21 protein-coding genes and 3 pseudogenes are annotated in these 23,127 nt (G+C 65.6%); 9 read left to right on the forward strand and 15 right to left on the reverse strand.

The window, feature by feature from the left end:
- The first annotated feature begins 144 nt into the window (after positions 1 to 144).
- On the forward strand, positions 145 to 774 hold the full coding sequence (locus ABIE00_RS23120; protein WP_354262960.1) for an MmyB family transcriptional regulator: 630 nt from the start codon (positions 145 to 147) through the stop codon (positions 772 to 774).
- Positions 771 to 1,652, forward strand: coding sequence for an SDR family oxidoreductase (locus ABIE00_RS23125; protein WP_354262961.1), 882 nt, complete (start codon positions 771 to 773; stop codon positions 1,650 to 1,652). Before ABIE00_RS23120 ends, ABIE00_RS23125 begins: the two co-directional genes overlap by 4 nt.
- A gap of 20 nt (positions 1,653 to 1,672) precedes the next feature.
- On the opposite strand, the gene ABIE00_RS23130 is transcribed toward ABIE00_RS23125, so the two are convergent.
- The 8 genes and pseudogenes from ABIE00_RS23130 to ABIE00_RS23165 form a co-directional block, all read right to left on the reverse strand.
- Entirely contained in the window at positions 1,673 to 1,996 is a 324-nt protein-coding gene (locus tag ABIE00_RS23130) for a hypothetical protein (RefSeq protein WP_354262962.1), read from the reverse strand.
- Between the two features lie 36 nt (positions 1,997 to 2,032).
- Positions 2,033 to 2,473, reverse strand: a complete 441-nt coding sequence (locus ABIE00_RS23135; protein ID WP_354262963.1) for a substrate-binding domain-containing protein — start codon at positions 2,471 to 2,473, stop codon at positions 2,033 to 2,035.
- 254 nt (positions 2,474 to 2,727) lie between these two features.
- Positions 2,728 to 2,865 (reverse strand): annotated as a pseudogene (locus tag ABIE00_RS23140) (LacI family DNA-binding transcriptional regulator); the annotation flags it as partial.
- Between the two features lie 8 nt (positions 2,866 to 2,873).
- Positions 2,874 to 3,833: a carbohydrate kinase family protein gene (locus ABIE00_RS23145; RefSeq protein WP_354262964.1), complete on the reverse strand. Its 960-nt coding sequence runs from the start codon at positions 3,831 to 3,833 to the stop codon at positions 2,874 to 2,876.
- Positions 3,834 to 3,835: 2 nt separating this feature from the next.
- Positions 3,836 to 4,897 carry an NAD(P)-dependent alcohol dehydrogenase gene (locus ABIE00_RS23150; RefSeq protein WP_354262965.1) on the reverse strand — a complete coding sequence of 354 codons (1,062 nt, stop codon included), beginning with the start codon at positions 4,895 to 4,897 and terminating at the stop codon, positions 3,836 to 3,838.
- Between the two features lie 71 nt (positions 4,898 to 4,968).
- Positions 4,969 to 5,913 carry a carbohydrate ABC transporter permease gene (locus tag ABIE00_RS23155; RefSeq protein ID WP_354262966.1) on the reverse strand — a complete coding sequence of 315 codons (945 nt, stop codon included), beginning with the start codon at positions 5,911 to 5,913 and terminating at the stop codon, positions 4,969 to 4,971.
- Positions 5,910 to 6,881 (reverse strand): carbohydrate ABC transporter permease, encoded by a 972-nt coding sequence (locus ABIE00_RS23160; RefSeq protein WP_354262967.1) that lies wholly within the window; start codon positions 6,879 to 6,881, stop codon positions 5,910 to 5,912. Before ABIE00_RS23160 ends, ABIE00_RS23155 begins: the two co-directional genes overlap by 4 nt.
- A 63-nt stretch (positions 6,882 to 6,944) precedes the next feature.
- Positions 6,945 to 8,294, reverse strand: a complete 1,350-nt coding sequence (locus tag ABIE00_RS23165; protein WP_354262968.1) for an ABC transporter substrate-binding protein — start codon at positions 8,292 to 8,294, stop codon at positions 6,945 to 6,947.
- A gap of 277 nt (positions 8,295 to 8,571) precedes the next feature.
- Here ABIE00_RS23165 and ABIE00_RS23170 point away from each other — a divergent pair, with 277 nt between their 5' ends.
- Positions 8,572 to 9,483 (forward strand): AraC family transcriptional regulator, encoded by a 912-nt coding sequence (locus ABIE00_RS23170; protein WP_354262969.1) that lies wholly within the window; start codon positions 8,572 to 8,574, stop codon positions 9,481 to 9,483.
- A 102-nt stretch (positions 9,484 to 9,585) separates the two neighbouring features.
- On the opposite strand, the pseudogene ABIE00_RS23175 reads toward ABIE00_RS23170, so the two are convergent.
- The 4 genes and pseudogenes from ABIE00_RS23175 to ABIE00_RS23190 all read right to left on the reverse strand — a co-directional run bounded on the left by ABIE00_RS23175 (position 9,586) and on the right by ABIE00_RS23190 (position 13,055).
- A pseudogene (locus ABIE00_RS23175) lies at positions 9,586 to 9,991 on the reverse strand (universal stress protein).
- Positions 9,988 to 11,520: a tripartite tricarboxylate transporter permease gene (locus tag ABIE00_RS23180; protein WP_354262970.1), complete on the reverse strand. Its 1,533-nt coding sequence runs from the start codon at positions 11,518 to 11,520 to the stop codon at positions 9,988 to 9,990. Before ABIE00_RS23180 ends, ABIE00_RS23175 begins: the two are co-directional and overlap by 4 nt.
- Positions 11,521 to 11,529: 9 nt before the next feature.
- Positions 11,530 to 12,048 carry a tripartite tricarboxylate transporter TctB family protein gene (locus tag ABIE00_RS23185; protein WP_354262971.1) on the reverse strand — a complete coding sequence of 173 codons (519 nt, stop codon included), beginning with the start codon at positions 12,046 to 12,048 and terminating at the stop codon, positions 11,530 to 11,532.
- Between the two features lie 5 nt (positions 12,049 to 12,053).
- The gene (locus tag ABIE00_RS23190) at positions 12,054 to 13,055 is read right to left on the reverse strand and encodes a Bug family tripartite tricarboxylate transporter substrate binding protein (protein WP_354262972.1); all 1,002 of its coding nucleotides are present in this window, start codon (positions 13,053 to 13,055) and stop codon (positions 12,054 to 12,056) included.
- A gap of 142 nt (positions 13,056 to 13,197) precedes the next feature.
- Between ABIE00_RS23190 and ABIE00_RS23195 the strand changes: the two are divergent.
- From ABIE00_RS23195 to ABIE00_RS23220, 6 genes and pseudogenes are all read left to right on the forward strand, one after another.
- Positions 13,198 to 14,086: pseudogene (locus ABIE00_RS23195) on the forward strand (LysR family transcriptional regulator).
- A gap of 143 nt (positions 14,087 to 14,229) precedes the next feature.
- Entirely contained in the window at positions 14,230 to 15,144 is a 915-nt protein-coding gene (kdgD, locus tag ABIE00_RS23200) for a 5-dehydro-4-deoxyglucarate dehydratase (protein ID WP_354262973.1), read from the forward strand.
- Positions 15,145 to 15,179: 35 nt separating this feature from the next.
- The gene (locus ABIE00_RS23205; RefSeq protein ID WP_354262974.1) at positions 15,180 to 16,802 is read left to right on the forward strand and encodes an aldehyde dehydrogenase (NADP(+)); all 1,623 of its coding nucleotides are present in this window, start codon (positions 15,180 to 15,182) and stop codon (positions 16,800 to 16,802) included.
- Positions 16,799 to 18,127, forward strand: coding sequence for an enolase C-terminal domain-like protein (locus ABIE00_RS23210; protein ID WP_354262975.1), 1,329 nt, complete (start codon positions 16,799 to 16,801; stop codon positions 18,125 to 18,127). Before ABIE00_RS23205 ends, ABIE00_RS23210 begins: the two co-directional genes overlap by 4 nt.
- 34 nt (positions 18,128 to 18,161) lie before the next feature.
- Positions 18,162 to 19,082, forward strand: a complete 921-nt coding sequence (locus ABIE00_RS23215; RefSeq protein WP_354262976.1) for an AEC family transporter — start codon at positions 18,162 to 18,164, stop codon at positions 19,080 to 19,082.
- Positions 19,083 to 19,184: 102 nt separating this feature from the next.
- On the forward strand, positions 19,185 to 20,225 hold the full coding sequence (locus ABIE00_RS23220) for an AAA family ATPase (protein ID WP_354262977.1): 1,041 nt from the start codon (positions 19,185 to 19,187) through the stop codon (positions 20,223 to 20,225).
- Between the two features lie 386 nt (positions 20,226 to 20,611).
- Here ABIE00_RS23220 and ABIE00_RS23225 read toward each other — a convergent pair whose 3' ends face one another.
- The 3 genes from ABIE00_RS23225 to ABIE00_RS23235 form a co-directional block, all read right to left on the reverse strand.
- Complete coding sequence (locus tag ABIE00_RS23225; protein ID WP_354262978.1) at positions 20,612 to 20,770, reverse strand: hypothetical protein; 159 nt, start codon at positions 20,768 to 20,770, stop codon at positions 20,612 to 20,614.
- A 96-nt stretch (positions 20,771 to 20,866) separates the two neighbouring features.
- Entirely contained in the window at positions 20,867 to 21,622 is a 756-nt protein-coding gene (locus ABIE00_RS23230) for a DUF1206 domain-containing protein (protein WP_354262979.1), read from the reverse strand.
- 252 nt (positions 21,623 to 21,874) lie between these two features.
- Complete coding sequence (locus ABIE00_RS23235; protein ID WP_354263497.1) at positions 21,875 to 23,011, reverse strand: glutamate--cysteine ligase 2; 1,137 nt, start codon at positions 23,009 to 23,011, stop codon at positions 21,875 to 21,877.
- Positions 23,012 to 23,127: the final 116 nt, after the last annotated feature.

Raw genomic sequence — 23,127 nt, forward strand, 5'->3', positions numbered from 1 at the left:
CCGCTTAGCCCACCGTATGTCGGCGGCCCCCGGAATATCGACTATTTGCGTCAGCGGTTTCCTCGGCCGGCGAAGCAGGGCTAAACGTTGGGGGTGTCTGATAGACACTGCCGCCGGAAAATCGGCCCGCGTAGCGTGGTGGTTGTGGACAGAAAAGCAGACATCCGTGAGTTCCTTATCTCGCGCCGTGCGAAGGTCAGCCCTGAGCAGGCCGGGATCTTCAGCTACGGGGACCTGCGACGGGTACCGGGTTTGCGCCGTGGGGAAGTGGCGCAGCTGGCCGGTGTGAGCACGGATTACTACACTCGGCTGGAACGCGGCAGCATCCGCGGCGCCTCGGACTCGGTGCTGGAGGCTGTGGCCTCCGCCCTTCAGCTGGACGAGGCCGAACGGGCCCACCTGATGGATCTGGCGCGGACAGCCAACTCGCCGTCGCGCCGGACGCCGCGGCGGCCGACGCAGCAGCGGGTCAGGCCCGGGGTGCTGCGACTGCTGGACGGGATGACGGCCGTTGTCGCGCTGGTTCAGGACGGCCGGGCCGACGTACTCGCCGCCAACATGTTGGGCCGCGCCCTGTACGCCCAGGTGTTCGACTCGGCGGTATCGTCCGGCCCCGACATTCCGGGCCGGGTTCCGAACCAGGCGCGGTATCTTTTCCTCGATCCGGGTGCCGGGGACCGGCGGCGACTCTGCCGGCGGATCCACCGTCCCGGGCATGCGCTCGAATACGCAGCCGGGAAACCGCAAACAAGGAAAGACAGAATCAAAACATGACTGAACAGGACTCCATGAATGAGCGGATTGAAAGCACGCCCGGGAGGAAGGTCTGGTTCATCACCGGTGCAGGCCGCGGCATGGGGACCGACATCGCGAAGGCGGCCCTGCGCGCCGGCCACGCAGTGGTCGCCACAGGCCGCGACCCGGGAAAGGTCGTCCAGGCCGTCGGCGACAATGAGAACCTTCTTGCGGTGAAGCTCGATGTCACGGATCCAACTGACGCCACGGCGGCCATCCAGGCAGCCGTCGACCGTTTCGGCCGGATCGATGTCATCGTGAACAACGCCGGTAACTTCTACGCCGGGTTTTTCGAGGAAATCACCCCGGAGGACTTCCGGGCCCAGATCGAAACCACGATGTTCGGCCCCATCAATGTCACCCGCGCGGCCCTGCCGGTCCTGCGGGCCCAGCGCTCTGGCCTTCTGGTCACGATCTCCTCGACCGCCGGCATCACGGGCGGGGAGTTCCTGAGCGCCTATGCCGCGTCGAAGTTCGGTGTGGAGGGCTGGGCCGAGTCCCTGGCGCCTGAGGTGGCCCCGTTCGGCATCCGCAGCATGATCGTGGAGCCGGGGTTCTTCCGGACCGAGCTGCTCACCCCGGAATCCACCAGCTACGCGGCATCCACCATTGAGGACTACACCGAACGCACCGAACAGACGGTCACCGCGTGGAAGGGCATGAACGGCCAGCAGGGCGGGGACCCGGCCAGGCTCGCCGACGCCCTGATGAAACTGGCCGAACTGGACGAACCGCCGCTGCGGTTCGCTGCAGGTGCGGACGCGGTCGGCGTCTTCGAGACCCGGGCCATCGCCCTTCGGGACCAGGCCGGCGCCCACCGCGAGCTCTCCGGCAACCTCGCCCATGAGGACGCCTGACCCGAGCGCTGCCGTCTTGCCTACGTGCTGAGGTTCCAGTGGGCCTCGATTGCCTCGGCGATTGGGCCGGCGGTGACGTCCACCCGGAAAGCGACGGGCGCGGTCCCTGTCTCTTCGACTATCGAATCGCGGTACACGCGGCCGCATGTGGGACAGAGGGTGTAGAGATCCTCATCCGCAGGCCATTCGGCCAGCTCCGCGGGCATGGAAGTGCTTCCTCCGGCGTAAACGGGGACGCCTTGTGAGTTGGCCTGTATCAATCCGGCCTGGCTGACGGTGTTGCCGCACACGCAGGTGATGGTGGTGACGTCATGACCGATCACATTGGCGGTTTCAGCATCCACGATGAACTCTCCGGTGCTGGAAGCGACCTTGTGGTATTAGCTTATGCCTGCCGAAACGTATGGTCGCCTGCGTGCAGACCCCAGACGGATTTCCCCACTGCCGCGCTCTTTCAGCGTGGCCGGGATGAGGTGTGTTGCGGGTTCCCCGGAGAAACCGTCCACCCGTGCAAACAACTTTTCTGCCGCGATCCGCCCGATTCCTTCCGCGTCCTGGGCGATCACCGTGATTCCAGGGTCGGGCACGTCAGCCAGGGGAAAGTCGTCAAAACCGACGAGCGCGATTGAGCTGTTCACGCCGTTCTCGCGCAACGTTTGGACCACCCCGGCGTCGTTGTCCGTTGTCACCGTGTCTGCCGGCACTCCGACGGGTACTGCGTCCAAGAAGACGAGCGCCGTGCCCCTGGCCGCCTCCATGGCACGGAAAGAATGCCTACCGCTGGCTGGTCCCAGGATGATCCCGTCCACACGTCGACCCACGAAGTTCCTGATGATCCGCAACTCCCTTTCGGGGCCGTAATCATGGCTGGCTGCAATGACGGCAGTCTTCCGTTCCCATGCCTCTCCTCAATTGCCCGAAGAACTGCAGCCGAGAACGGATCGGCCAGGTTTCCAACCAGAAACCCGACCGTCAGTGTCCTGCCGTTTGCCCGCTTGAGGTTCGCGGCAACCAGGTTGGGCTGGTAGTGCAACTGCTCTATTGCGTGACGGACGCGATCGATGGTTGCCTCGGAGACGTTCGGCTCTCCGTTCACAACCCGGGAGACCGTCTTGGTTCCCACCCCGGCCAGTGCTGCGACGTCGCGCATGGTGGGACGTGATCGCCCTGAAGGGGCCGGGCCGGCGGTGCCAGGCATTTTCGGTCCGGACATTCGGTCTTCTAGGAGCGGGCCTGCTGAACGTCGAAAGCGCCGGTCAAGGGACCCAGCTCTGCCGACGTCGGCGGGTTGGCGCCTTGGCGGGAGCAGGTGATCGCCGCGGCCCTGTTCGCGTAGGCGGCAAGGGCGTGCAGATCATCCAGGGACAGGCTGCACAGGTGTGGCCTGGCGGCGGCCCCCAGCATGTCCATCTGGGCGAGCCCGGAGATCAGTCCGGCCATGAAGGAGTCCCCTGCCCCGACGGTGTCAGCCACCGCGATGGGCTTACCCGGCAACTCCACGCGTCCCTGCCTTGTCATGAGCACCGGACCGTCGGCGCCGCGGGTCAATGCCACCAGCGACGGTCCGAGGTCCAGCCAGGCGGCCATTGACTCCTCAAGCGTCCTGTAGGGGTAAAGCCACACCAGGTCCTCGTCGCTGGCTTTGACGATGTCACTGGCGGCCACAAAGTCCTCGGCCTGTTCCCGTGCCGCGGCCACGTCCGGGCTGATGGCGGGACGGCAGTTGGGGTCAAAGCTGATGGTGGCGTGCGGGCGTGCTGCCTCGACCAGGCCCTGTACCGACTTGTTGCCCGGGGGCAGTGCCGTCGCAATGGAGCCGGTGTGGACATGGAGCGAACTCTCCGCGGCTGACAGGGCAGGTATGGACGCACCGTTTATGTCCCAGCTGATGGAGAACGTATATTGCGCTGCTCCGGCGGCATCCTGGGATGCCAGGGCGATTGATGTCGGTTCGGAGCCGCCGACGATGCTCTCCACGCCGTTGCTGTCCAGGTGGTCAGCGATCATGCGCCCGTATCGGTCCTCGGCAAAGTGCGTGACGAGTTTGGTGCAGAGGTCCAGGCGGGCACAGCCGACGGCAACGTTGAGCGGGCTGCCGCCCGCGTGCACCTCGGGATCGCTGTTATCCCGCCGCTGGTCATCGATGATGTCAACCAGCGATTCCCCGATGACAGTGATCATGCTCAGCGGCCCGGGTAGACGACGGCCTTGAGCTGACCCGGCTGTTTGCCGGCCTTGAGTGCTTCCTGGGACTCGGCGAGGGAGAACTTACCGGTGACCAGGACGTCCAGGTCCACTTTTCCGTCCGTGATCAGCTGGATGGCGAGGGGCCAGGTATTGGTGTAGCGGAAGACGCCGGAGAGCCAGATCTCACGGTTCTGGATGTACGAGACGGGGAGTTCGACGTCGTCCGCCCCGAGCCCGACCAGGATCACCCTCCCGGCCGGTCCCACGGCTTTGATGCCGGAGCGGACCGCCTGGGGTGCGCCGGAAGCGTCAATGAAGGCATCGACGTCGAGCCCTTCCACAGTGTCTGTCTTCGCGTTCAGCGCGTGGGTGGCGCCGTGTTCCAGGGCGAAGGCCAGGCGGTCCTCGGCGATGTCGCTGATGTAGATTTCGGTGGCGCCGAAGGCGCGGGCGGCCTGGGCGGCGATGATGCCGATGGGGCCGGCTCCCGCGATGAGGACGCGGCTACCGGGGCGGATTTCGGCACGTTCGCAGGCCCAGAGCCCCACCGAGAGCGGTTCGATGAGCGCGCCTGCCTCGTCGCTCACACTGTCCGGGATGTCGTAGGCGAAGTCGCCCTGGATGGTGACGTATTCCGCAAAGGCGCCGTCGATTGGCGGGGTGGCGTAGAACTCGATGTCCGGGCACAGGTTGTACCGTCCGGCTTTGCACTGCTTGCACGTGCGGCACGGGCGCTGGGGTTCGACGGCGACGCGCTTGCCGATGCGGCCAGGGTCGACGGCGGTTCCGACGGCGGCGATCCGGCCGGAGAGTTCGTGGCCAAGGATGAGCGGGTGGTCCACCACGTAGTCCCCAATCCGCCCGTGTTCGTAGTAGTGGACGTCGCTGCCGCAGACGCCGACGGCGGCGACCTGCACCAGGACCTGGTCGGGCTCAAGGCCGGGGATGGGCAGGGTCTCCAGGGCCATGTCCCCCTGGCGCTTCAGGATGGAGGCGCGCATGGAGGTTGGCGGTTCTGTGTCCGTGAGAGTGCGGGACTGTGCGGTGGGTGTTGTCATCGAAGTAATCCTCTGCGAATGGAAGTGGGGATGGCCGGCTACTTGAAGGCGGGTGCTATTTGACGGCGCTGTTATTTCACGGCGCCGAGGGAGAGGCCTTGGACGAGTTTGTCCTGCGCGGCGAAGCCGGCGAACAGCACCGGGAGCGAAATGACGACGGCGGCCGCGCAGACCTTGGCGAGGAAGAGGCCCTGGCTGGAGACGAAGCCGGTGAGGAAAACCGGGGCGGTGCCCGCGACGACGCCGGTGAGGACCCGGGCCAGCAGGAGTTCGTTCCAGCTGAAGATGAAGCAGATCAGGGCGGTCGCGGCGATGCCCGGCATGGCCACGGGAGCGATGATCTTCCGAAGGGTGAGGAGCAGGTTTGCGCCGTCGATCTGGGCTGCCTCGAGCATTTCAACGGGCACTTCGGCCAGGAAGGAGCGCATCATCCAGACGGCGATGGGCAGGTTCATGGAGGTGTACATCAGGATCAGGAACCAGATGTTGTCCAGCGCGCCGGTGGTCTTGGCGAACAGGTAAAGGGGCAGGATCGCGGCAACCACCGGCATCATCTTCGTGGAAAGGAAGAAGAACATCACGTCGGTCCACTTCTTCACCGGCCGGATGGACAGCGCATAGGCCGCAGGGATGGCCAGGACCAGGACCAGCACGGTGGACAGGATCGAAGCCGTGGCGGAGTTGATCAGCGGCGGCCAGGGGCTGACGCCGGAGCTGGCGCCGAAGAACTCCTTGTAGGCGTCCAGGGTGAGGTTCCCCGCGACCGAGGGCGGGTTTGTGGCAGCGTCAGTTTCCGAGTGGAAGGACGTCAGGATCATCCACAGGACCGGCGCGGCGAACAGCAGGGCCAGCAGCCAGGCCGCGATCCCTGCGGCGGTGTTGTTGCGGGTCGGGTCCATGCGGGACTTACCACCGAACCCGAATATACGGCGGCGTGACCGGGTGTTGAGCGCGGTCGGTGATGTGGAACTGGCAGGGCCCGAGTTCTGGGCTGCGGCGGGGGTGAGGGTGCTCATCGTGCTGCCTCCTTCTTGAAGAGCGAGAAAACGGTGCGGAGGGCGAAGGTCGCCACGATGATGGTGCCGATGACCACCACTACGCCGGCGGCGGATGCCAGGCCGTATTCGTTGGCGAAGTAGAACGTCTGGTAGATCGCGTAGGGGAGGTTGGCGGTGCCCAGGCCGCCGGATGTGAGGGTGAAGACGGCGTCGAAATTCTGCACGATGTAGATGGCTCCGAGCAGGCCGCCGAGTTCCAGGTACTGGCGCAGGTGCGGCAGGGTGAGGTGGCGGAAGATGTCCCAGGACGTGGCGCCGTCCATCTGGGCGGCTTCCACGGTGTCCATCGGCCGGGATTGCAGGCCGGCCAGCAGGATGAGCATCATGAACGGAGTCCACTGCCAGACCAGGGAGACGATGACGGCCATCAGCGGCGCCTGGGACAGCAGGTCCGGCTGCGGCGGTGTGTCGCTGCCGAACAGGGACCAGATCCAGGTCAGGATGCCGTCGATCAAACCGTACGTCGGGTTGAGCAGGGCGTGCTTCCAGATCAGGGCCGCGGCCACCGGCACCACCAGGAACGGTGCGATCAGCAGCGTGCGGGCCAGTCCGCGGCCGATGAACTTCTTGTCCAGCAGCAGTGCCAGGCCGAGGCCGATGACCAGGCTGGCCAGGACGACGGCGACGGTGAGCAGCACGGTGGTGAAGATGGCCTGGCGGAGGTCAGCGTTGGTCAGGACCTGGATGTAGTTATCGAAACCGGCGAAACCGGTCTGGTCCGGACGCAGGCTGTTCCAGTTCAGGAACGAAATGATCAGGGTCACCACGAACGGAAGCTGGGTGACGATCATGAGGAAGATCAGGGCCGGCAGCAGCGGCGCACGCCGTGCCCAGGCCAGAGCGCGTTCACGGGATCTGGCGTTCTTGGAAGGTTTGGATGCGCTGTGGCCGGAACGGGCAGCGACGCGGGCTGGTGCGGAAGTCATGATCTGTCTCCTGCAGTGCTGTGGCCCGCGGTCACGCGGGCCACAGCACTGATTGGTGGGTGGTTACTTCTTGTACTTGTCGCCGATTTTTTGAGCGGCATCCTGGCCCTTGGCCAGCGCGTCCTCTACCGAACCCTGCCCTGCGATGGCGGAGCTGACACCCTGGGAGACCGTGGTGCCGAGGTCAGCGAATTCGGGGATCCCGACGAACTGGATGCCGACAACCGGACGCTCCTGCACACCGGGATTCTTCGGGTCGGCGTTCTCAATCGCCGCGCGTTCAGCCTTGAAGAACGGCGCGGCCTTCTGGAACTCCGCGTTCTCGTAGGTGGAGATGCGCTTGCCCGAGGGAACCTTGGCCCAGCCCAGCTTGGAAGCCACGAGTTCCTCGTACTTCTTCGAACTGGCCCAGGCGATGAATTTCCCGGCAGCGTCCTGCTTTTTGGACGCTGCCTGGACACCCCAGGACCAGGTCCACAACCAGCCCGAGGACTTCGTGTTCTTCACCGGAGCCTGTGCGTAGCCAATCTTGCCCTTCACCGGGGAACTGGCGGCTTCCAGCGCGCCCGCGGCGGAGGTGGCGTCGTACCACATGGCCACCTTGCTCTGGCTCATGTTGTTCAGGCACTCGGTGAACCCGGCCTGAGCCGCGCCGGCTTCGCCGTGCTCCCGTACCAGCTTGGTGTAGAACTCGGTCGCTTCTTTGAACTCGGGTGCGTTGACCTTCGCGTTCCAGTCCTTGTCGAACCAGGTCCCGCCGAAGGTGTTCACCACGGTGGTCAGCGGCGCGAAGACCTGGCCCCAGCCGGGCTGGCCGCGCAGGCAGATGCCCTTCATGCCCGGAGCCGCGCCGTCGGCCTTAGCCGCCAGATCAGCGACCTGGTCCCAAGTCGGCTTCTCCGGCATGGTCAGGCTCTTGGCCTCGAAAATGTCCTTGCGGTACATCAGGAAGGAGGACTCGCCGTAGAACGGTTCGCCGTAGAGCTTGCCGTCCTTGCCGGTCAGTGACTCCGTGTAGGCGGGCAGAATGTCGGCCTGGTTGAACTCAGCATCCTCGGCCACGTTGTCCAGTGGTGCCAGCCACTTGTTTTCGGAGTAGAACGGAATCTCGTAGTTCGAGAGTGAGGCCACGTCGTACTGTCCGGCCTGGCTGGAGAATTCCTGGCTGATCTTCGCCCGCACGTCATTCTCAGGGAGGACCGTGTAATTGACCTTGATCCCGGTGTCCTTGGTGAAATTGTCCGCAGTCAGCCGCTGCAGGTCTTCCATCTGCGGGTTGTTCACCATCAGGACATTGATGCTGTTCTGGTCACCGGCAGCCGAACCGCCGCCGGCCCCGGAACAGGCCGAGGCAGAAAGTGCGAGGCACAGGGCGCCGGCGGCCATTGAGGCAGCGCGCATTTTTGAGCGCATTGAGGACTCCTTTGTTCTTCAAGGGGGTGCGCAGCCACTGCACCCCGACTGCTGTGTCGGAGTACCTGACTGGAGCGGCATCTGCCCGGGGAATCCGGCGTGCCGCGCTTGTGTTCCTCAACTTTAGGTCTGTGGGACAGGGCACAACTAGCGCCCTGGTTGCTGAATTCTGATACAAATTTTCCGTGGCAATGGCCCACGATGGCGGTAATCTAGGCGAAGGCGCCGGCCTGCGGTGTCCATATTTCATAAACATCCCACGACACGGAGTACCCCAATGACAGCGCCTCCCGACGACGCAACGGCCCGGCTCGCCGAACGGCTGCTGGGCATGCGCGCCAACCGGGAAGTCATCCCGCCGGACCCCAGCCACTCCGTCCGGTGGCATGAGCACGACTACCCCAGCCCGCTCGCACGCTGGAACTACCACCCGGAATATGAGATCCACCTGATCCGCAAAGGCACCGGAAAGTTCATCGTGGGCGACCACATCGGCACCTTTGAGGCGGGCCACGTGTCGCTGGTCGGATCAGGGTTGCCGCACGACTGGGTCAGCGACCTGGAGCCCGGCGAAGTGCTCGAACGGCGTGACGCCGTGATTCAGTTTGACGGGAGGTGGGTCCAACAAACCGCTGTGACCGTTCCTGAAATGGAGGAGGTCAAGCCCTTGCTGGAACAGTCCGCGCGCGGGATTGAGTTCCTGGGCCGCTCGGCGCGGGATGCCGCCGTCTCCATCGAAGCCATGGGCCGATCGGATGGGCTGGAGCGGCTTCACCACCTCCTGGAACTCTTCACGATACTTGCGCGGGCGCCGCAGGAAGAACGGCGCTATCTGGCGGAGGAATGGTTCCGGCCGCAGCTGGACGGCCAGGCCGCCGCCGTCGTCGACATCGTCCTGGAGTATGTCTTCAGCAACCACGCCGGCAGTATCAAGATGTCCGAAGCGGCAGCCTTGGTCGGCATGACCGAGCCGACATTCTCCAAATACTTCAAACGCTCCACCGGCCAGAATTTCAGTGATCTGGTCCGAAAGCTTCGTCTGGCCCATGCGCGCCGCCTGCTGGAGCACAGTGACAAAGCCATCTCCGACATCTGCTACGAGGTCGGCTTTTCCAACCTGTCCAACTTCAACCGCCACTTCCTCAATGACACCGGCGAAACGCCTCGTCAGTACCGGCAGCGGGCATAGAGCTGATACGCAGACCCTGACCGTGCCCTGAAATGCGGCTGAGGCGGGCCGGAATCCCGAACGGGAGCCCGGCCCGCCTCTTTCCAAGCGGTGATTATGGAATTAAAACTGGCCGCCGTCGGCCTTCACGGCCAGAACGGGACGGTCAGCCTGCATGAGGATGCGCTGGGCGTGGCTGCCCAGGATGAACTTGCCCACCTGTGTGCGGTGCCGCAGCCCGATGACGATCAGGGAGGCGTTTTCCTCCCGCGCGACGTCGAGGAACTCATCGGCCAAGTCATGCTGGTACGGCGGCTGAATCACCCTTGCCGTCACGCCGGCATCTGCGGCCTGCCGGGAGGCGTTGGCCAGGACATCGTCCGGTGCCACGGACTTGTCCACCAGCGCACCTTCACGGGCGGAGTTGACGATCACCAGATCCTGGTTGCGGAGGCGGGCTTCCGCGATGCCCGCCGCGAGGGCGGCCTCCCCCGCCGGGGGTGGGGACGAATCCGACGATGATGCTCATACCTTCTCCTTGATTTCTCTGGCGGCCGGTCCCGCGGGGACGGTGGCCTTGCGCCTGGCCAGCGCTGAGCGGATGCCCGGGAGCGCGGCCACAACAACGAACACGATGAGGAGCGTGGCGGAGATGGGCCGGCTGAAGAAGCCCAGTGGGTCGCCGCCAAAGACCAGCAGGGCACGGCGGAGGGAGCTCTCCAGCAGGGAGCCCAGCACGAATGCCAGCACCAGCGGACCGGGCTCGAAGCCGAACTTCTTCATCAGGTAGCCCACGATCCCGAAGACCACCACGAGCGTGACATCGAACATGCTGTTGTTGATCGTGTACGCACCGAGCAGGGTGATCAGCGCAGTGATCGGCGCCAGGATGGCGGCGCGGACCCGGAGGATCTTCACGAAGATCCCCACGAGCGGCAGGCTCATGATCAGCAGCAGGATGTTGCCGATGTACATGGAGTTCACCACGCCCCAGAACAGTCCCGGATCCTGTTCCACGAGCTGCGGACCGGGTGTGACGCCCTGGATCAGCAGGGCGCCGAACATCAGGGCCATGGTGGCGTTGGCCGGGATGCCGAGGGTCAGCAGCGGAATGAACGAGGACGTCGCCGCGGCGTTGTTGGCCGTCTCCGGGCCGGCCACGCCTTCCGGTGCACCCTTGCCGAAGCGCTCGGGCTGCTTGGCCCGCTTCTTCTCCATGGCGTACGAGGCCATCGAGGCGATGGTGGCGCCGCCGCCGGGCAGGATGCCCAGGAAGAAGCCGAGAACCGAGCCGCGCCCGATGGCGCCGGACGCCTGCTTGAGGTCGCCCCGGGAGGGCCAGACGTTTGCGACGGCGGAGGGCGCCTTGGCGGCGCGGTGGCGCTCTTCGAGGTTGTACATGATCTCGCCGAGGCCGAAGATTCCCATGGCGATCGGCACGAAGTCGATGCCGTCGGCCAGCTCCAGGCTGCCGAAGGTGAACCGGTTTTCACCGGTGAAGATGTCCCGCCCGACGGTCGCCAGCAGCAGGCCGAGGGCGGCCGCGATGAGTGCCTTGGTCTTGGAGCCGCTGCTGATGGTGGCCACCAGCAGGATGCCCAGCAGCGCCAGGGCGGTGTATTCAGCGGGACCGAAGTCCAGGGCGAAGCTCGCCACGATCGGGGCCAGGAAGGTCAGGCCGACAATTGAGGCGGTGCCTCCGATGAACGAGCCGATCGATGCCAAACCGAGGGCCGTGCCGGCCCGTCCCTGCTTGGCCATCTGGTAGCCGTCGAAAACGGTCACCACCGATGAGGCCTCACCGGGCAGGCGCAGCAGCACCGAGGTGATGGTGCCGCCGTACTGCGCACCGTAGAAGATGCCGGCAAGCATGATGATGGCGGTGACGGGCTCAACGTTGTAGGTGAGCGGAAGCAGGATGGCGATGGTTGCCGCGGGCCCCAGACCGGGCAATACACCGATCAGCATGCCGATAACGACGCCGATCAGGCAGTACAGGAGGTTCATTGGCTCCAGGACGACTGCGAATCCGTTGAGCACGGGATTCAGGAAATCCACGGTGGTCTCCTAGAAGAGGTGGGGGATGGAAGTGTTGAGCGCAGTCACGAAGATGCCGTAGAAAGCTGCCACGACGACGGCGCTCACCACGAGCGTGGAGCGCCAGGTTTCGCCGCCGAGGAAACGCATCCAGATGATGCACAGCACCAGGGCCGGCAGTTCGAAGCCGGCCAGCGGCATGAGGGCCACCATGGCGGCCAGGGTGACCAGGCCGGTCAGCGGGGCCATGGACATCCGGGTGAACTTCTCAGCGTCCCGGTTGTGCCGGCCCATGACCAGCTGGAACAGCCCGAGGGCCACCATGACGCAGCTGATCATGAACGGCCACAGGCCCGGCTGCGGGGCGGACGGTGTGCCCAGGCCCATGGCGATGGACAGGACTACTGCTCCGACGCCGACGCAGATGACCGCCAGGGAGGATCCCACGTTGGCCAGCGCACCGGCGGCCGGGGGTTTTTCTTCCTCCCACTGGGCTGCCAGTTGTTCGGGGGTCAGATCATCGGGCTCCACCGGTGATTCTGCCTGCACTGGAATCACTTGTTCCCGGCGAGGCTGATGTCGTACTTCTCCACCAGGGACTTGTACTTGGCTGCGTAGTCCTTCCACTGGGTGACAACTTCCGCACCCGAGATTTCCTTTGGAGTCAGCATGTTCTTCTTGTTGAATTCCTTGTACGAGTCCGACTTCAGGGTGCCCTGGATGGCGGCAAGGAGCTTGTCCTTGACTTCCTTCGGAGTTCCCTTGGGTGCGGCGACGGCGCGGTACTGGGCCACCGGAACGTCATAGCCGGATTCCTTGGCGGTGGGCGTGTCCGGCAGGAAGGAGTTGCGGGCCTCCGAGAACACGAGCAGCGGAGAGACCTTGCCGGCCTGGATCTGCGGCATCGCTTCACCAAGCTGGATGGTGGTGACCTCCACCTGGTTGCCAAGGACTGCGGTCAGGGCAGGCTTGCCGCTGTCGAACGGAACGTCAGTGCCCTTCACGTTGGCCTGCTTGAACAGGACGGTCTGGGCGAGCTGGCTGCCGGTGCCGACTCCGGTGGTGCCGTAGGTGATGTTGCGGCCGGCCGAGGTCAGGTCCTTGATGGACTTGAAGCCGGACTTTTCGCTCGCAACGAGAACGTAGTCGTCCTGGGACAGTCCGGTGATGATGTCGAAGTCGTCGATGTTAACAGCCTCGTCCTGGGTCACGGCCAGCGGCGTGATGGTGATCAGGGAAGCGGTGAGCAGCAGAAGGTTCTGGCCGTCGGCAGGCTTGCCGGCGATCTCCTTGCTGGCGAGTGCGCCGTTGGCGCCGGGCTTGTTGACCACGGGCATCGGGGCGCCAAGCGTCTTGGCCGCGCCTTCGGAAACTGCGCGCGCGATGAGGTCGGTGCTGCCGCCGGGCGCCTGTCCCACGGTCAGGGTGACCGGGCCGTTGGGGTACTTGGACGAATCACTGCTGCCGCCGGCGACATTGCCGCATGCGGTCATGGCCAGCAGGGTGATGGCCGATGCCGCTCCGAGAACGGCGCGGCGGGTGGGGAAGTGCATCATTGAAACTCCTCGTTTGCACTGCGGGCTGCCTCAGCCCGTAGGTTGTGTGAACCGGGTCACTGCCGGTTCGCTAGGTCGAGTGTAGGAAGGCGTTATGATGCATGTCTAAGCCCAAATATGCATCAAGTAATACCAGGAGGGCATCACGTTTACCTTCGACCAGCTGACGGGGTTCATCGCCGTGGCAGAGGAACTGCACTTCGGCCGGGCCGCGGAGCGCCTCAACATGACGCAGCCGCCGCTGAGTCGCCAAATCCAGAAACTGGAGAAGACAGTGGGGGCAGAACTCCTCGAGCGGGATAACCGCCGGGTTGAGCTGACCGCCGCCGGACGGGCCTTCCTTGACGAGGCCCGCAGGCTCATGGCACTGGCCAGCCGGGCACCCGTGACCGCACGGCGTATTGCCCTCCGGGAGGCAGGGCCATCTCCGCATCGGCTTCACAGCCGCCAGCGGGTTCAGCATCCTGGGCCCCCTGCTGGAGGAGATCGGCGCAATCGTGCCGGATGTGGATATCGACCTCCAGGAGCTGGTCACGGGCGAGCAAATCCAGGGTCTGCTCACCGGCGAACTGGACCTCGGCCTCGCGCGCCCACCGTTCGATACTGAAGTTTTCGACTCCCACCTGCTGTACCGCGAGTCGATGGTGCTGGCGGTTCCTGCATCACACCCCCTCGCGGACCTCAAGCGGGATATCCAGGGCGAGGACTTCAAGGATGAGCCGCTCATCATGCACTCCCCCACTCAGGCCAGGTATTTCTACGACCTCGTGGTCCGGCTGCACGCCATCCGGCACGAGAACGTGGTGCACACCGTCAGCCAGATCCTGACCATGGTTTCGCTGGTGGCCGCCAAGCGCGGCGTGGCTTTCGTGCCGCACTCGGCCACGGCCCTGGGGATCCGCGGGGTTTCGTTCCTGCGGCTGGCCAGCGGCGAGGAGGAGCCTGTGGAACTCCATGCCATCTGGAACAGGGACGCCAAGAATCCTGCGCTGGTGCGGCTGCTGCGCGACCTGGAGTATGCTGCGGGCTAGCCTCCAGACTTGGCCGACTCAATGCATCAAAGGTATCAATAGATACAAAAATGCACTTGGACAGGCATGGACGGGCGTCCCTAACCTGAAAAGGAACCGCACCTCCACCCCGCCGCTCCCGGCACCGACTCCAAGGACATCCCGTGGCAAAATTTTCACCCCAGGAACTCGCCAACACCCTCAAGGACGGGCTGCTGTCCTTCCCCGTCACTTCCTTCGATGCAGAGCTGCAGTTCGACGAGGAAAACTACCGCAAGCACCTGGCATGGCAGGCCAGCTACCCGGTTGCCGGCCTCTTCGCCGCAGGCGGCACGGGTGAGGGCTTCTCGCTCACCCCGGCCGAGTCGGCGCGCGTGGTCCGGGCCGCCGTCGAGGAAGTTGGCAGCACCGTCCCCGTTCTGGCCTCCGCCGGCGGTTCCACCGCCCAGGCCATCGAAAACGCCAAGGCTGCCGAGGCCGCGGGCGCCGAGGGCATCCTGCTTCTGCCGCCGTACCTGACCGAGGCCGACCAGGGCGGCCTGATTGACCACGTCAGCGCCGTCTGCAGCGCCACCTCGCTGGGCGTCATCATCTACAACCGCGCCAACGCCATCTACAAGGACACCACTGTGGCCACCTTGGCAGACCGCCACGAGAACCTCATCGGCTTCAAGGACGGCGTGGGCGACCTCGAGCACGATGCCCGCGTTTACGCCAAGCTCGGCGACCGCCTGTTCTACCTGGGCGGGCTCCCCACGGCAGAGACCTTTGCGCTGCCGCTGCTGCAGCTGGGCATGAGCACCTACTCCAGCGCCATGTACAACTTCGTCCCGCAGTTCGCGCTCGACTTCTACCAGGACGTCCGCAACAACGATCGCGTGGCCGTCAACCAGAAGCTGAACGAGTTCGTCATCCCGTACCTGGACATCCGCGACCGTGTGAAGGGCTACGCCGTCTCCATCGTCAAGGGCGGCCTCGACGCGATCGGCCGTTCCGCCGGCGGAGTCCGTCCCCCGCTGCAGAACATGGCGGAACAGGACCTGGCCGACCTCAAGGCACTCATCGCCAAAGTTTCCTAACCGCTGGCCCACACCTTAACCCAGGAGGAACAACCGTGACCCTCACCGGACACTCCCTGATCGCCGGACAGACTGTTGCCGGCGAAGGCAAGACCACCTTCGCCTTCAACCCGGCCACCAACGAACAGCTCGAGCCCGCCTACACCCTGCTCACCGAGGAGCAGCTCAAGGCCGCCACCGCCGCGGCCACCGAGGCCTTCGCGTCCTTCAGCACCCTTGACCCGGAAACCCACGCCGCGTTCCTGGACGCGATCGCGGACAACATCGAAGCCATCGGCGACGAACTGACCGTCCGCGCTGCCCAGGAAACCGGCCTGCCCGCGGCACGCCTCACGGGCGAACGTGCCCGCACCACCGGCCAGCTGCGGCTCTTCGCCAACGTGGTCCGCCAGGGCGACTTCCGCGGTGTCCGCATCGACCCGGCACTCCCGGACCGCACGCCCCTGCCCCGGGCCGACATCCGCCAGCGCCAAATCCCGCTGGGACCCGTCGCCGTCTTCGGCGCCAGCAACTTCCCACTGGCCTTCTCGACCGCGGGCGGAGACACCGCCTCGGCCCTCGCCGCCGGCTGCCCCGTGGTTTTCAAGGCACACAACGCCCACCCCGGCACCAGCGAACTCGTTGGCCAGGCCATCGCCAAGGCACTTGCTGACCTCGGCCTGCACCCGGGCGTCTTCTCGCTCATCTACGGACCGGGCTCAAGCATCGGCCAGGCCCTCGTGGCCGACCCGGCCATCAAGGCCGTGGGCTTCACCGGCTCCCAGAGCGCCGGTATCGCGCTGATGCGCACCGCCGCCGCCCGCGCCGAACCGATCCCGGTCTACGCCGAGATGTCTTCGCTGAACCCCGTGTTCGTCTTCCCCGGCGCCCTGGACGGCTCCGCCGAACAGATCGACGCGCTGGCACAGCAGTACGTCGCCGCCGTGACCGGCAGCTCCGGCCAGCTCTGCACCTCCCCCGGCCTGCTGTTCGCCCCGGCCGGTGAGGCAGGCGACAAACTGGCTGCCGCCGTCGGACGCGCCGTTTCCGCCTGCGCCGGCCAGACCATGCTCACCGCCGGCATCGCCGGCTCCTGGACCTCCGGCACGGAAGCGCTCGGCGCCGCCGAGAACGTGACAGTCGTCGGGACCGGAACCCCAGGCCCCACACAGAACGCCCCGGCACCGGCCATCTACGGCACCCAAATCCGCGACTTCATCAGCAACGAGGTGCTGCACGCGGAAATCTTCGGCGCCGCGTCCCTGGTGATCCGCTACTCCTCCGCCGCAGAACTCATCGAGGCCACCAACCGGATCGAAGGCCAGCTCACCGCGTCCCTGCAACTCACCGAAGAGGACTACCCGACGGCGGCACAACTGATCCCCGCGCTGGAACAGAAGGTGGGACGCATCATCGTCAACGGCTGGCCCACCGGCGTCGAAGTCGGCCACGCCGTGGTCCACGGCGGCCCCTTCCCCGCCACCTCCGACACACGCACCACCTCCGTCGGAACCCTCGCCATTAACCGGTTCCTCCGGCCGGTGGCCTACCAGAACCTGCCCCAGGAACTCCTGCCCGCACCGCTCAAGGACACCAACCCGTGGCAGCTGAACCGCCGCATCGACGGCACCGTCATCGCCGCTGACGCCGCCGAACAGAAAGAGGAGGTCAACGCATGACCGCCCAGCCGACAATCGCCCGCGTGGAGGTAGTCCCGGTCGCGGGCTACGACAGCATGCTGATGAACCTCAGCGGCGCCCACGGTCCGTTCTTCACCCGGAACGTGGTCATCGTGACCGACTCCGACGGCCGCACCGGTCTCGGCGAGGTTCCCGGCGGCGAGAAGATCCGCACCACCATCGAGGAAGCCGGCGCGCTGCTCGCCGGCAAGCCCGTGGCCCGCTACCGCTCACTGCTGCGCGGGATCGCCGCGGGGTTCGCGGACCGCGATGCGGGCGGCCGCGGCCTGCAGACCTTCGACCTGCGCACCACCGTCCACGCCGTCACCGCCGTCGAGTCCGCGCTGCTGGACCTGCACGGCCAGTTCCTGGGCGTCCCCGTGGCGGAACTGCTGGGCGACGGCCTGCAGCGCACGTCCGTGCCGATGCTCGGGTACCTGTTCTTCGTCGGTGACCACAAGCGGACGGATCTTCCGTACCTCGTGGAAGACGCGCCGTCGGACCGCTGGGAGGAACTGCGGCGCCGGGAGGCAACGACTCCGGAAGCCGTCGTCGCCCTGGCCGAAGCGGCGCAGGAGCGCTACGGCTTCGGCGACTTCAAGCTCAAGGGCGGCGTGCTGTCCGGTGACGATGAAGTGGACGTGGTCACGGCACTGGCCAGACGCTTTCCGGACGCCCGCGTCACGCTGGACCCGAACGGCGGCTGGCTGCTCGAGGAGGCCATCCGGCTGGGCAAGCGGATGCAGGGCGTCGTGGCCTACGCCGAGGACCCCTGCGGTGCGGAAGGCCGCTTCTCCGGCCGCGAAGTCATGGCCGAATTCCGCAGGGCCACCGGGCTGAAGACCGCCACCAACATGATCGCCACGGACTGGCGCGAAATGGCGCACGCCATCCGCAGCAACGCCGTCGACATCCCGCTGGCGGACCCGCACTTCTGGACCATGCACGGCTCGGTCCGGGTGGCGCAGCTGTGTAACGAGTTCGGCCTGACCTGGGGCTCGCACTCGAACAACCACTTCGACATCTCGCTGGCCATGTTTACCCACACCGGCGCGGCGGCCCCCGGCGAGATCACGGCACTGGACACGCACTGGATCTGGCAGGACGGGCAGGGCCTCACCAAGAACCCGCTGCAGATCAAGGGCGGCGCCATTGAGGTTCCTGCAGCGCCCGGGCTCGGCATTGAGCTGGACCGCGAGGCCCTCGACAAGGCGCACCAGCTGTACCTGCAGCACGGACTGGACGCCCGCGACGACAGCATCGGCATGCAGTATTACATCGACGGCTGGTCCTTTGACCCGAAGCGGCCCTGCCTGGTGCGGTAAGTCGGGTACATACAGATAAACAGAAGGGTCAAGAGTGGGCGGCGTTGTCTCCGGAATACTCATTGTTTCTGCAGTCATCGCCGTCGGTTACCTCGCTGCCAGATTCCGCATTCTGGGTCCCGAGGTCCAGGGTGGGCTGACCCGCACAGCCTTCTACATCACCAACCCCGCCCTGCTTTACACCGTGGTGGCCGGCTCCGACATCCGGGCCGCCCTCGGAACCGACGCCCCGCTGGCGCTGCTTTCGGCAGCGGCAGTGGGGCTTCTTTACTGGCTGCTGAGCTTCCTGTTTTTCCGCCGCCCGGCTGCGGAGACCGCCGTCGGCGCGATGGCCAGCAGCTACGCCAACGCCAACAACATCGGCATCCCGGTCTCGCTGTACGCCGTCGGAACCGCCCAGCACGTGGCCCCCGTGCTGCTGGTACAGCTCCTGGTGATGGCCCCGTTCTACCTCACGCTTCTGGGGATCTTTGGCGGTGCCCGGATCTCATGGCGGAAGGTGCTGCTCCAGCCGCTGTCGAACCCGATGATCATCGCGTCCGCGCTCGGCGTCATCGTGGCCCTGACGGGCTGGACTGCCCCGGAACTGCTGCAGAAGCCCATCGGCATGCTGGCCGCCGGTGCCGTCCCCATGGTGCTGCTCGCCTTTGGCCTGTCGCTGGCTGGCAGGGCGCCGCTGCAGAAAGATGACGGCCGGACCGAGACGCTGGTAGCCACGTTCCTGAAGATCGCCGGCATGCCTTTGGTTGTCTGGGTGCTGGGGCGTTTTGTCTTCGGGCTGGAGGGGCAGCACCTGCTGGCGAGCGTGATCATGGGGACGCTGCCCACCGCGCAGAACGTCTTCCTCTTCGCCTCCCCCTACGGCCGGGGCATGACCGTGGCCCGGGACGTGATCCTCTGCACCACCATTCTGTGCGTGGGCGCGCTGCTGGTTGTTGCGTGGGCTGTGGGGTGAGTGGATTCCACCCGCGGTCGACGTGCCACTCAACCCGGAACGTTCCTCAGGTCGTTGAGGCCAACCCCACCCCGGTCGGGAATCGAGTACTACAGTGGATGCATGGCTGCCAGCCGCAATCCGCTCGACGACCTGCGCGAAACCATCGGCCATCTGGCCGATCAGCTCAAGCTGCCCGTTTCGGAGCGCGTCGACGACCTTGTCGGCGATCTCATCGGTGCGAGGCCCGGGCCCGCCCGGCCGCTCTCCGAGGTGCAGGCCGAGCTCGACGCGCTGGTCGGACTGGAGACCGTGAAGGAACAGGTGCGGGGGCTCGTCGCACTGCTCCAGGTTCAGGCCCGCCGTAAGGCGCACGGCCTGCCGGAGGTGGCCACATCACAGCATCTGGTGTTCCTCGGAAACCCGGGCACCGGCAAGACAACCGTGGCGCGGCTCCTGGCCGAGATGTACCGCGCGGTCGGTCTGCTGCAGAAAGGCCACCTGGTCGAGGTCGACCGCTCGGGCCTGGTGGGGCAGTACGTCGGCGCGACCGCCATCAAGACGGACCGGGTGATCCGGCGTGCGCTGGACGGCGTCCTGTTCATCGACGAGGCCTACGCGCTGGCCCCGGAGGACGGCCGGACGGACTTCGGCCCCGAGGCGATCGAGGTCCTGCTCAAGCGGATGGAGGACCACCGCCACCGCCTGGTTGTGATCGTGGCCGGGTACCCGAGGCTAATGGAGTCCTTCTTGCTCTCGAACCCCGGACTGCGCTCCCGGTTCGCCCGCGAGATCACATTCCCCGACTACTCCGTCGACGCACTCCAGACGATCTTCCACCAGATGCTGGCCCAGCACGAGTACACGCTGGAGCCGGGTGCGGACCAGATGCTGCGCCGCATCTTCACCGGGCTCCACGCGGGCGAGGACTCCGGCAACGCACGGTTCGCCCGCACGCTGTTCGAGCAGGCGCTCAACCGCCAGGCGTTGCGGCTGTCGCTCGACAAGGAACAAAGTCTCGACGCACTCGATCGTGAGGCCGTCATGACGCTCACCGCGGACGACATCGTCGAGGCCGCGCTGGCATTGGGTGAGGAGCCGGAACCGGAACCGGCACCAACGTCGGAACCGGAACGGTCACGCTGGTGGCGCTGGCTGGTCTGACCGGATCTTCCGTGGCTGTCAGGTGAATGCCTGCCCCCGAGCATGCTCGCTGCGGCCACGGACCCCAACCGGTCGCATACAGCACCGCCGCGGCTTCGTGCTGCTCCTCAGACAACCAACTGCCCCGTAAATTAGAACTGAATTTACAGTCCAATCATCTGAGGTCAGGACCCGGCTAGGTCATGCCTACCACGTCGCAGCTCTGTTGGCTGAGCGCGACTCCCGGTCCGTGGTCCAGGCCTGGTTCCAGGGATTGAACCCCCAGCTGGGCGACGTCCCGCCGGCGCGACAACTGCTTGGCGCAGCTCCGGCCCGCTTGATGACAGACCGGCTACCTCACATGCCGTGGCACAGAAGTCATACACGCCAGTCCACAGGCTGGCTGGTTAGGTCTGCTGCTCGCCGTTCGCGCTGTCGGTGTCATCATCGGCCAGGGCCTGGTTCGCTATGAGGTCCATGCGGTCAGCGGCAGTCAAACTGTCGTCGTTCTGGAGTTCCTCGACATCCTGGCTGTCAACCTGGTGGTCCGGATCCACGTCTTTCATGATTTCTCCCTCCGGGCAGCGCCTGGGCCGGCCGGGCAACCGGCTGGCATCCTCCAACGAAGCGTACGTCCTGCTGCGGCCTTGGAATAGAGCGTTCTAGAACTTTCCGTACCGCGCACGAGCTATCGAGTAGGCTCCGTAGCAGACCAGCCCTGCGGCGACTGCGGCGAGCAGATAGCCGCCGTAGGGCTGGGAGCCCAGGGCTTTCAGCCCGCCGTCCAGGCCAGAGGATTTCGAGGGGTCGGCGGTGGCCGCGGCAACCATGATCAGGATGCCGACGACGGCGAGGACCACCCCTTTGGCGGCGTAGCCGATGGTTCCGATCCACTTGACCGCCGTTCGTCCGGTGCCAGGGGCTTGCAGATCCTGCATGAACTTCCGGGTCACGCCACGGTAGGCGTAGAAGAACCCGGCTCCGATGACCGCGAGTCCGGCCGCGATCAGCACTGCTATGCCGGCTGGTGCACCCATCAGCTTCGCAGTGAAGTCGCTGGCCGACTGGCTGGAGTTCTTGCTGCCGCCGGAGGCGAAAACCGCAAAGGTGAAGGCCAGGAAAGCGAACACCACTGCCTTTCCTGCCGCCGCCGCTGCCTGTTGCAGTTTCTTCTTCGAATCGGTTTTGGACCGGGACGCGAAGAGGACTTCGCTCAACATCCAGAGCGCCAGTGCCGCACATGCTGCGAACCCGGCCCAGAGCAGTACCGGACCGCCCGGTTTCGAGGCTATCGATGCGATCGCACCCGACTGGTCGGCCTGGCCGCCCTGCCCCCTGTCGATCTGCAGGGCAATGAAACCGATCAGAATGTGGACCAGGCCGACGAAGACGAAACCAGCGCGGGCCAGGATGCACATGGCTGGGCTTCGCCTCACCGAGGCCGCTTCCGATGCCGCCCGGTCAGCGTTTTGCGAGGCGCTGCCCATAGCCAGCCCTTTCGGATATGTATTTGATCTTCGGTTGCCCGCTCAGCATCGCCTGCCCGCCAGCCTCGCGGAATGCTTCAGTCTAGATCCGTGTGCGTGAGCCTGACAGGGTCGTGGCGGTCCACAGCATGGTCCCCGCAGGGATGAAAGCGAGGTTCAATAGTGCGCAGCCCCCACCGCTCTTTACAGTGGGGAGACGGTGCGGTCCACGGCGTCCTCCACCACGCGCGCCAGGTCCCCGGTACGGTGCAGCACCTCTTTTTGCCGGACCGAGCCGGTGCCGCCGGCAAGGAGGCTGTCTGCCAGTTCGTCCACTCGGTCTAGGTCTCCGGCGTCCTGCAGCGCCGCGCGGATGTGGTTCAGCAGTGAATTGACGACCGTAAGGGCGGGCGCAGGGCGATGCGTGTGGGGATCCAGCAACTCGCCCTGCAGACCCCAGCGGCTGGCTTTCCAGCCAGCCAAGCGGAGCAGTGCCGACGGGACGGCCACCGGTTCAACGCCGTCCCGCCATTCGCGGGCCGCGGTCTCCACCAGGCCCCTGGCCACTCCAGCCAGCAGCACCGTGTTCCCGGGCTGCAGGCATACGTCGGCCACCCGTATTTCCACCGTGGGATAGTGGCGCGAGAGACGGACGTCAAAGTAGATCATGCCCTCGTCCAGCGCGACCCCGGTGCTCACCATGTCGTGTACCAGCTGGTGGTAGGCGTCCGGGGTGCCCAGGATTTCCAGCGGCCCGGCGGAAGGCCAGCGGTTCCACACCTGGGAGCGGTAGCTGGCATAGCCGCTGTCCTTTCCGTGCCAGAACGGGGAGTTGGCGCTCAGTGCGATGAGCACCGGCAGCCAGTTCCGCATCCGGTCCAGCACGGCCACGCCCTCCTCGGGGGACTCCACGGAGACGTGTATGTGACAGCCGCAGGTGAGCTGTTCCCTCGCGGTCAGACCGTACTCTTCCGTCATCGCCCGGAACCTCCGAAGCTGCACCGGATGGGGATCGGCCGGCAACGGGGAGGTGCCCAGGGCAGCAACCCTGACGCCCACGTCCTGAGCCGCCTGGTGGGCGATCGAGCGCCCGGCCACGATGTCCTGCGCAAGCTCTGACAAGGTGGCGTGCGGCGGGGTGACGACTTCGATCATTTCCTGCTGGAACTCAGCAGTCAGAACAGGCCCGGACGCAGCTTGCAGCGGGCGAACGTACAGGTCCAGGAGGGCGCCGGCCCGGGGCAGGGCTTCGCCAGTAGCCGGATCTACCAGCAGCAGTTCCTCCTCTACCCCAAGAGTCCGCCCACCCGCACCCCCGCCGTTGATGCCGTAGATATCCATCAAGGGGAGGACCCTTCCAAAGACTTTTTGCTCCTGACCCTCCACTTAGCCATACAGCCAACAATAAAGCAAGCATACTTATTACTTGGCGCTTTCGGGGGCGGGCGGGTCCTAAC

The sequence above is a fragment of the Arthrobacter sp. OAP107 genome (assembly GCF_040546765.1).
Lineage (GTDB): Bacteria > Actinomycetota > Actinomycetes > Actinomycetales > Micrococcaceae > Arthrobacter.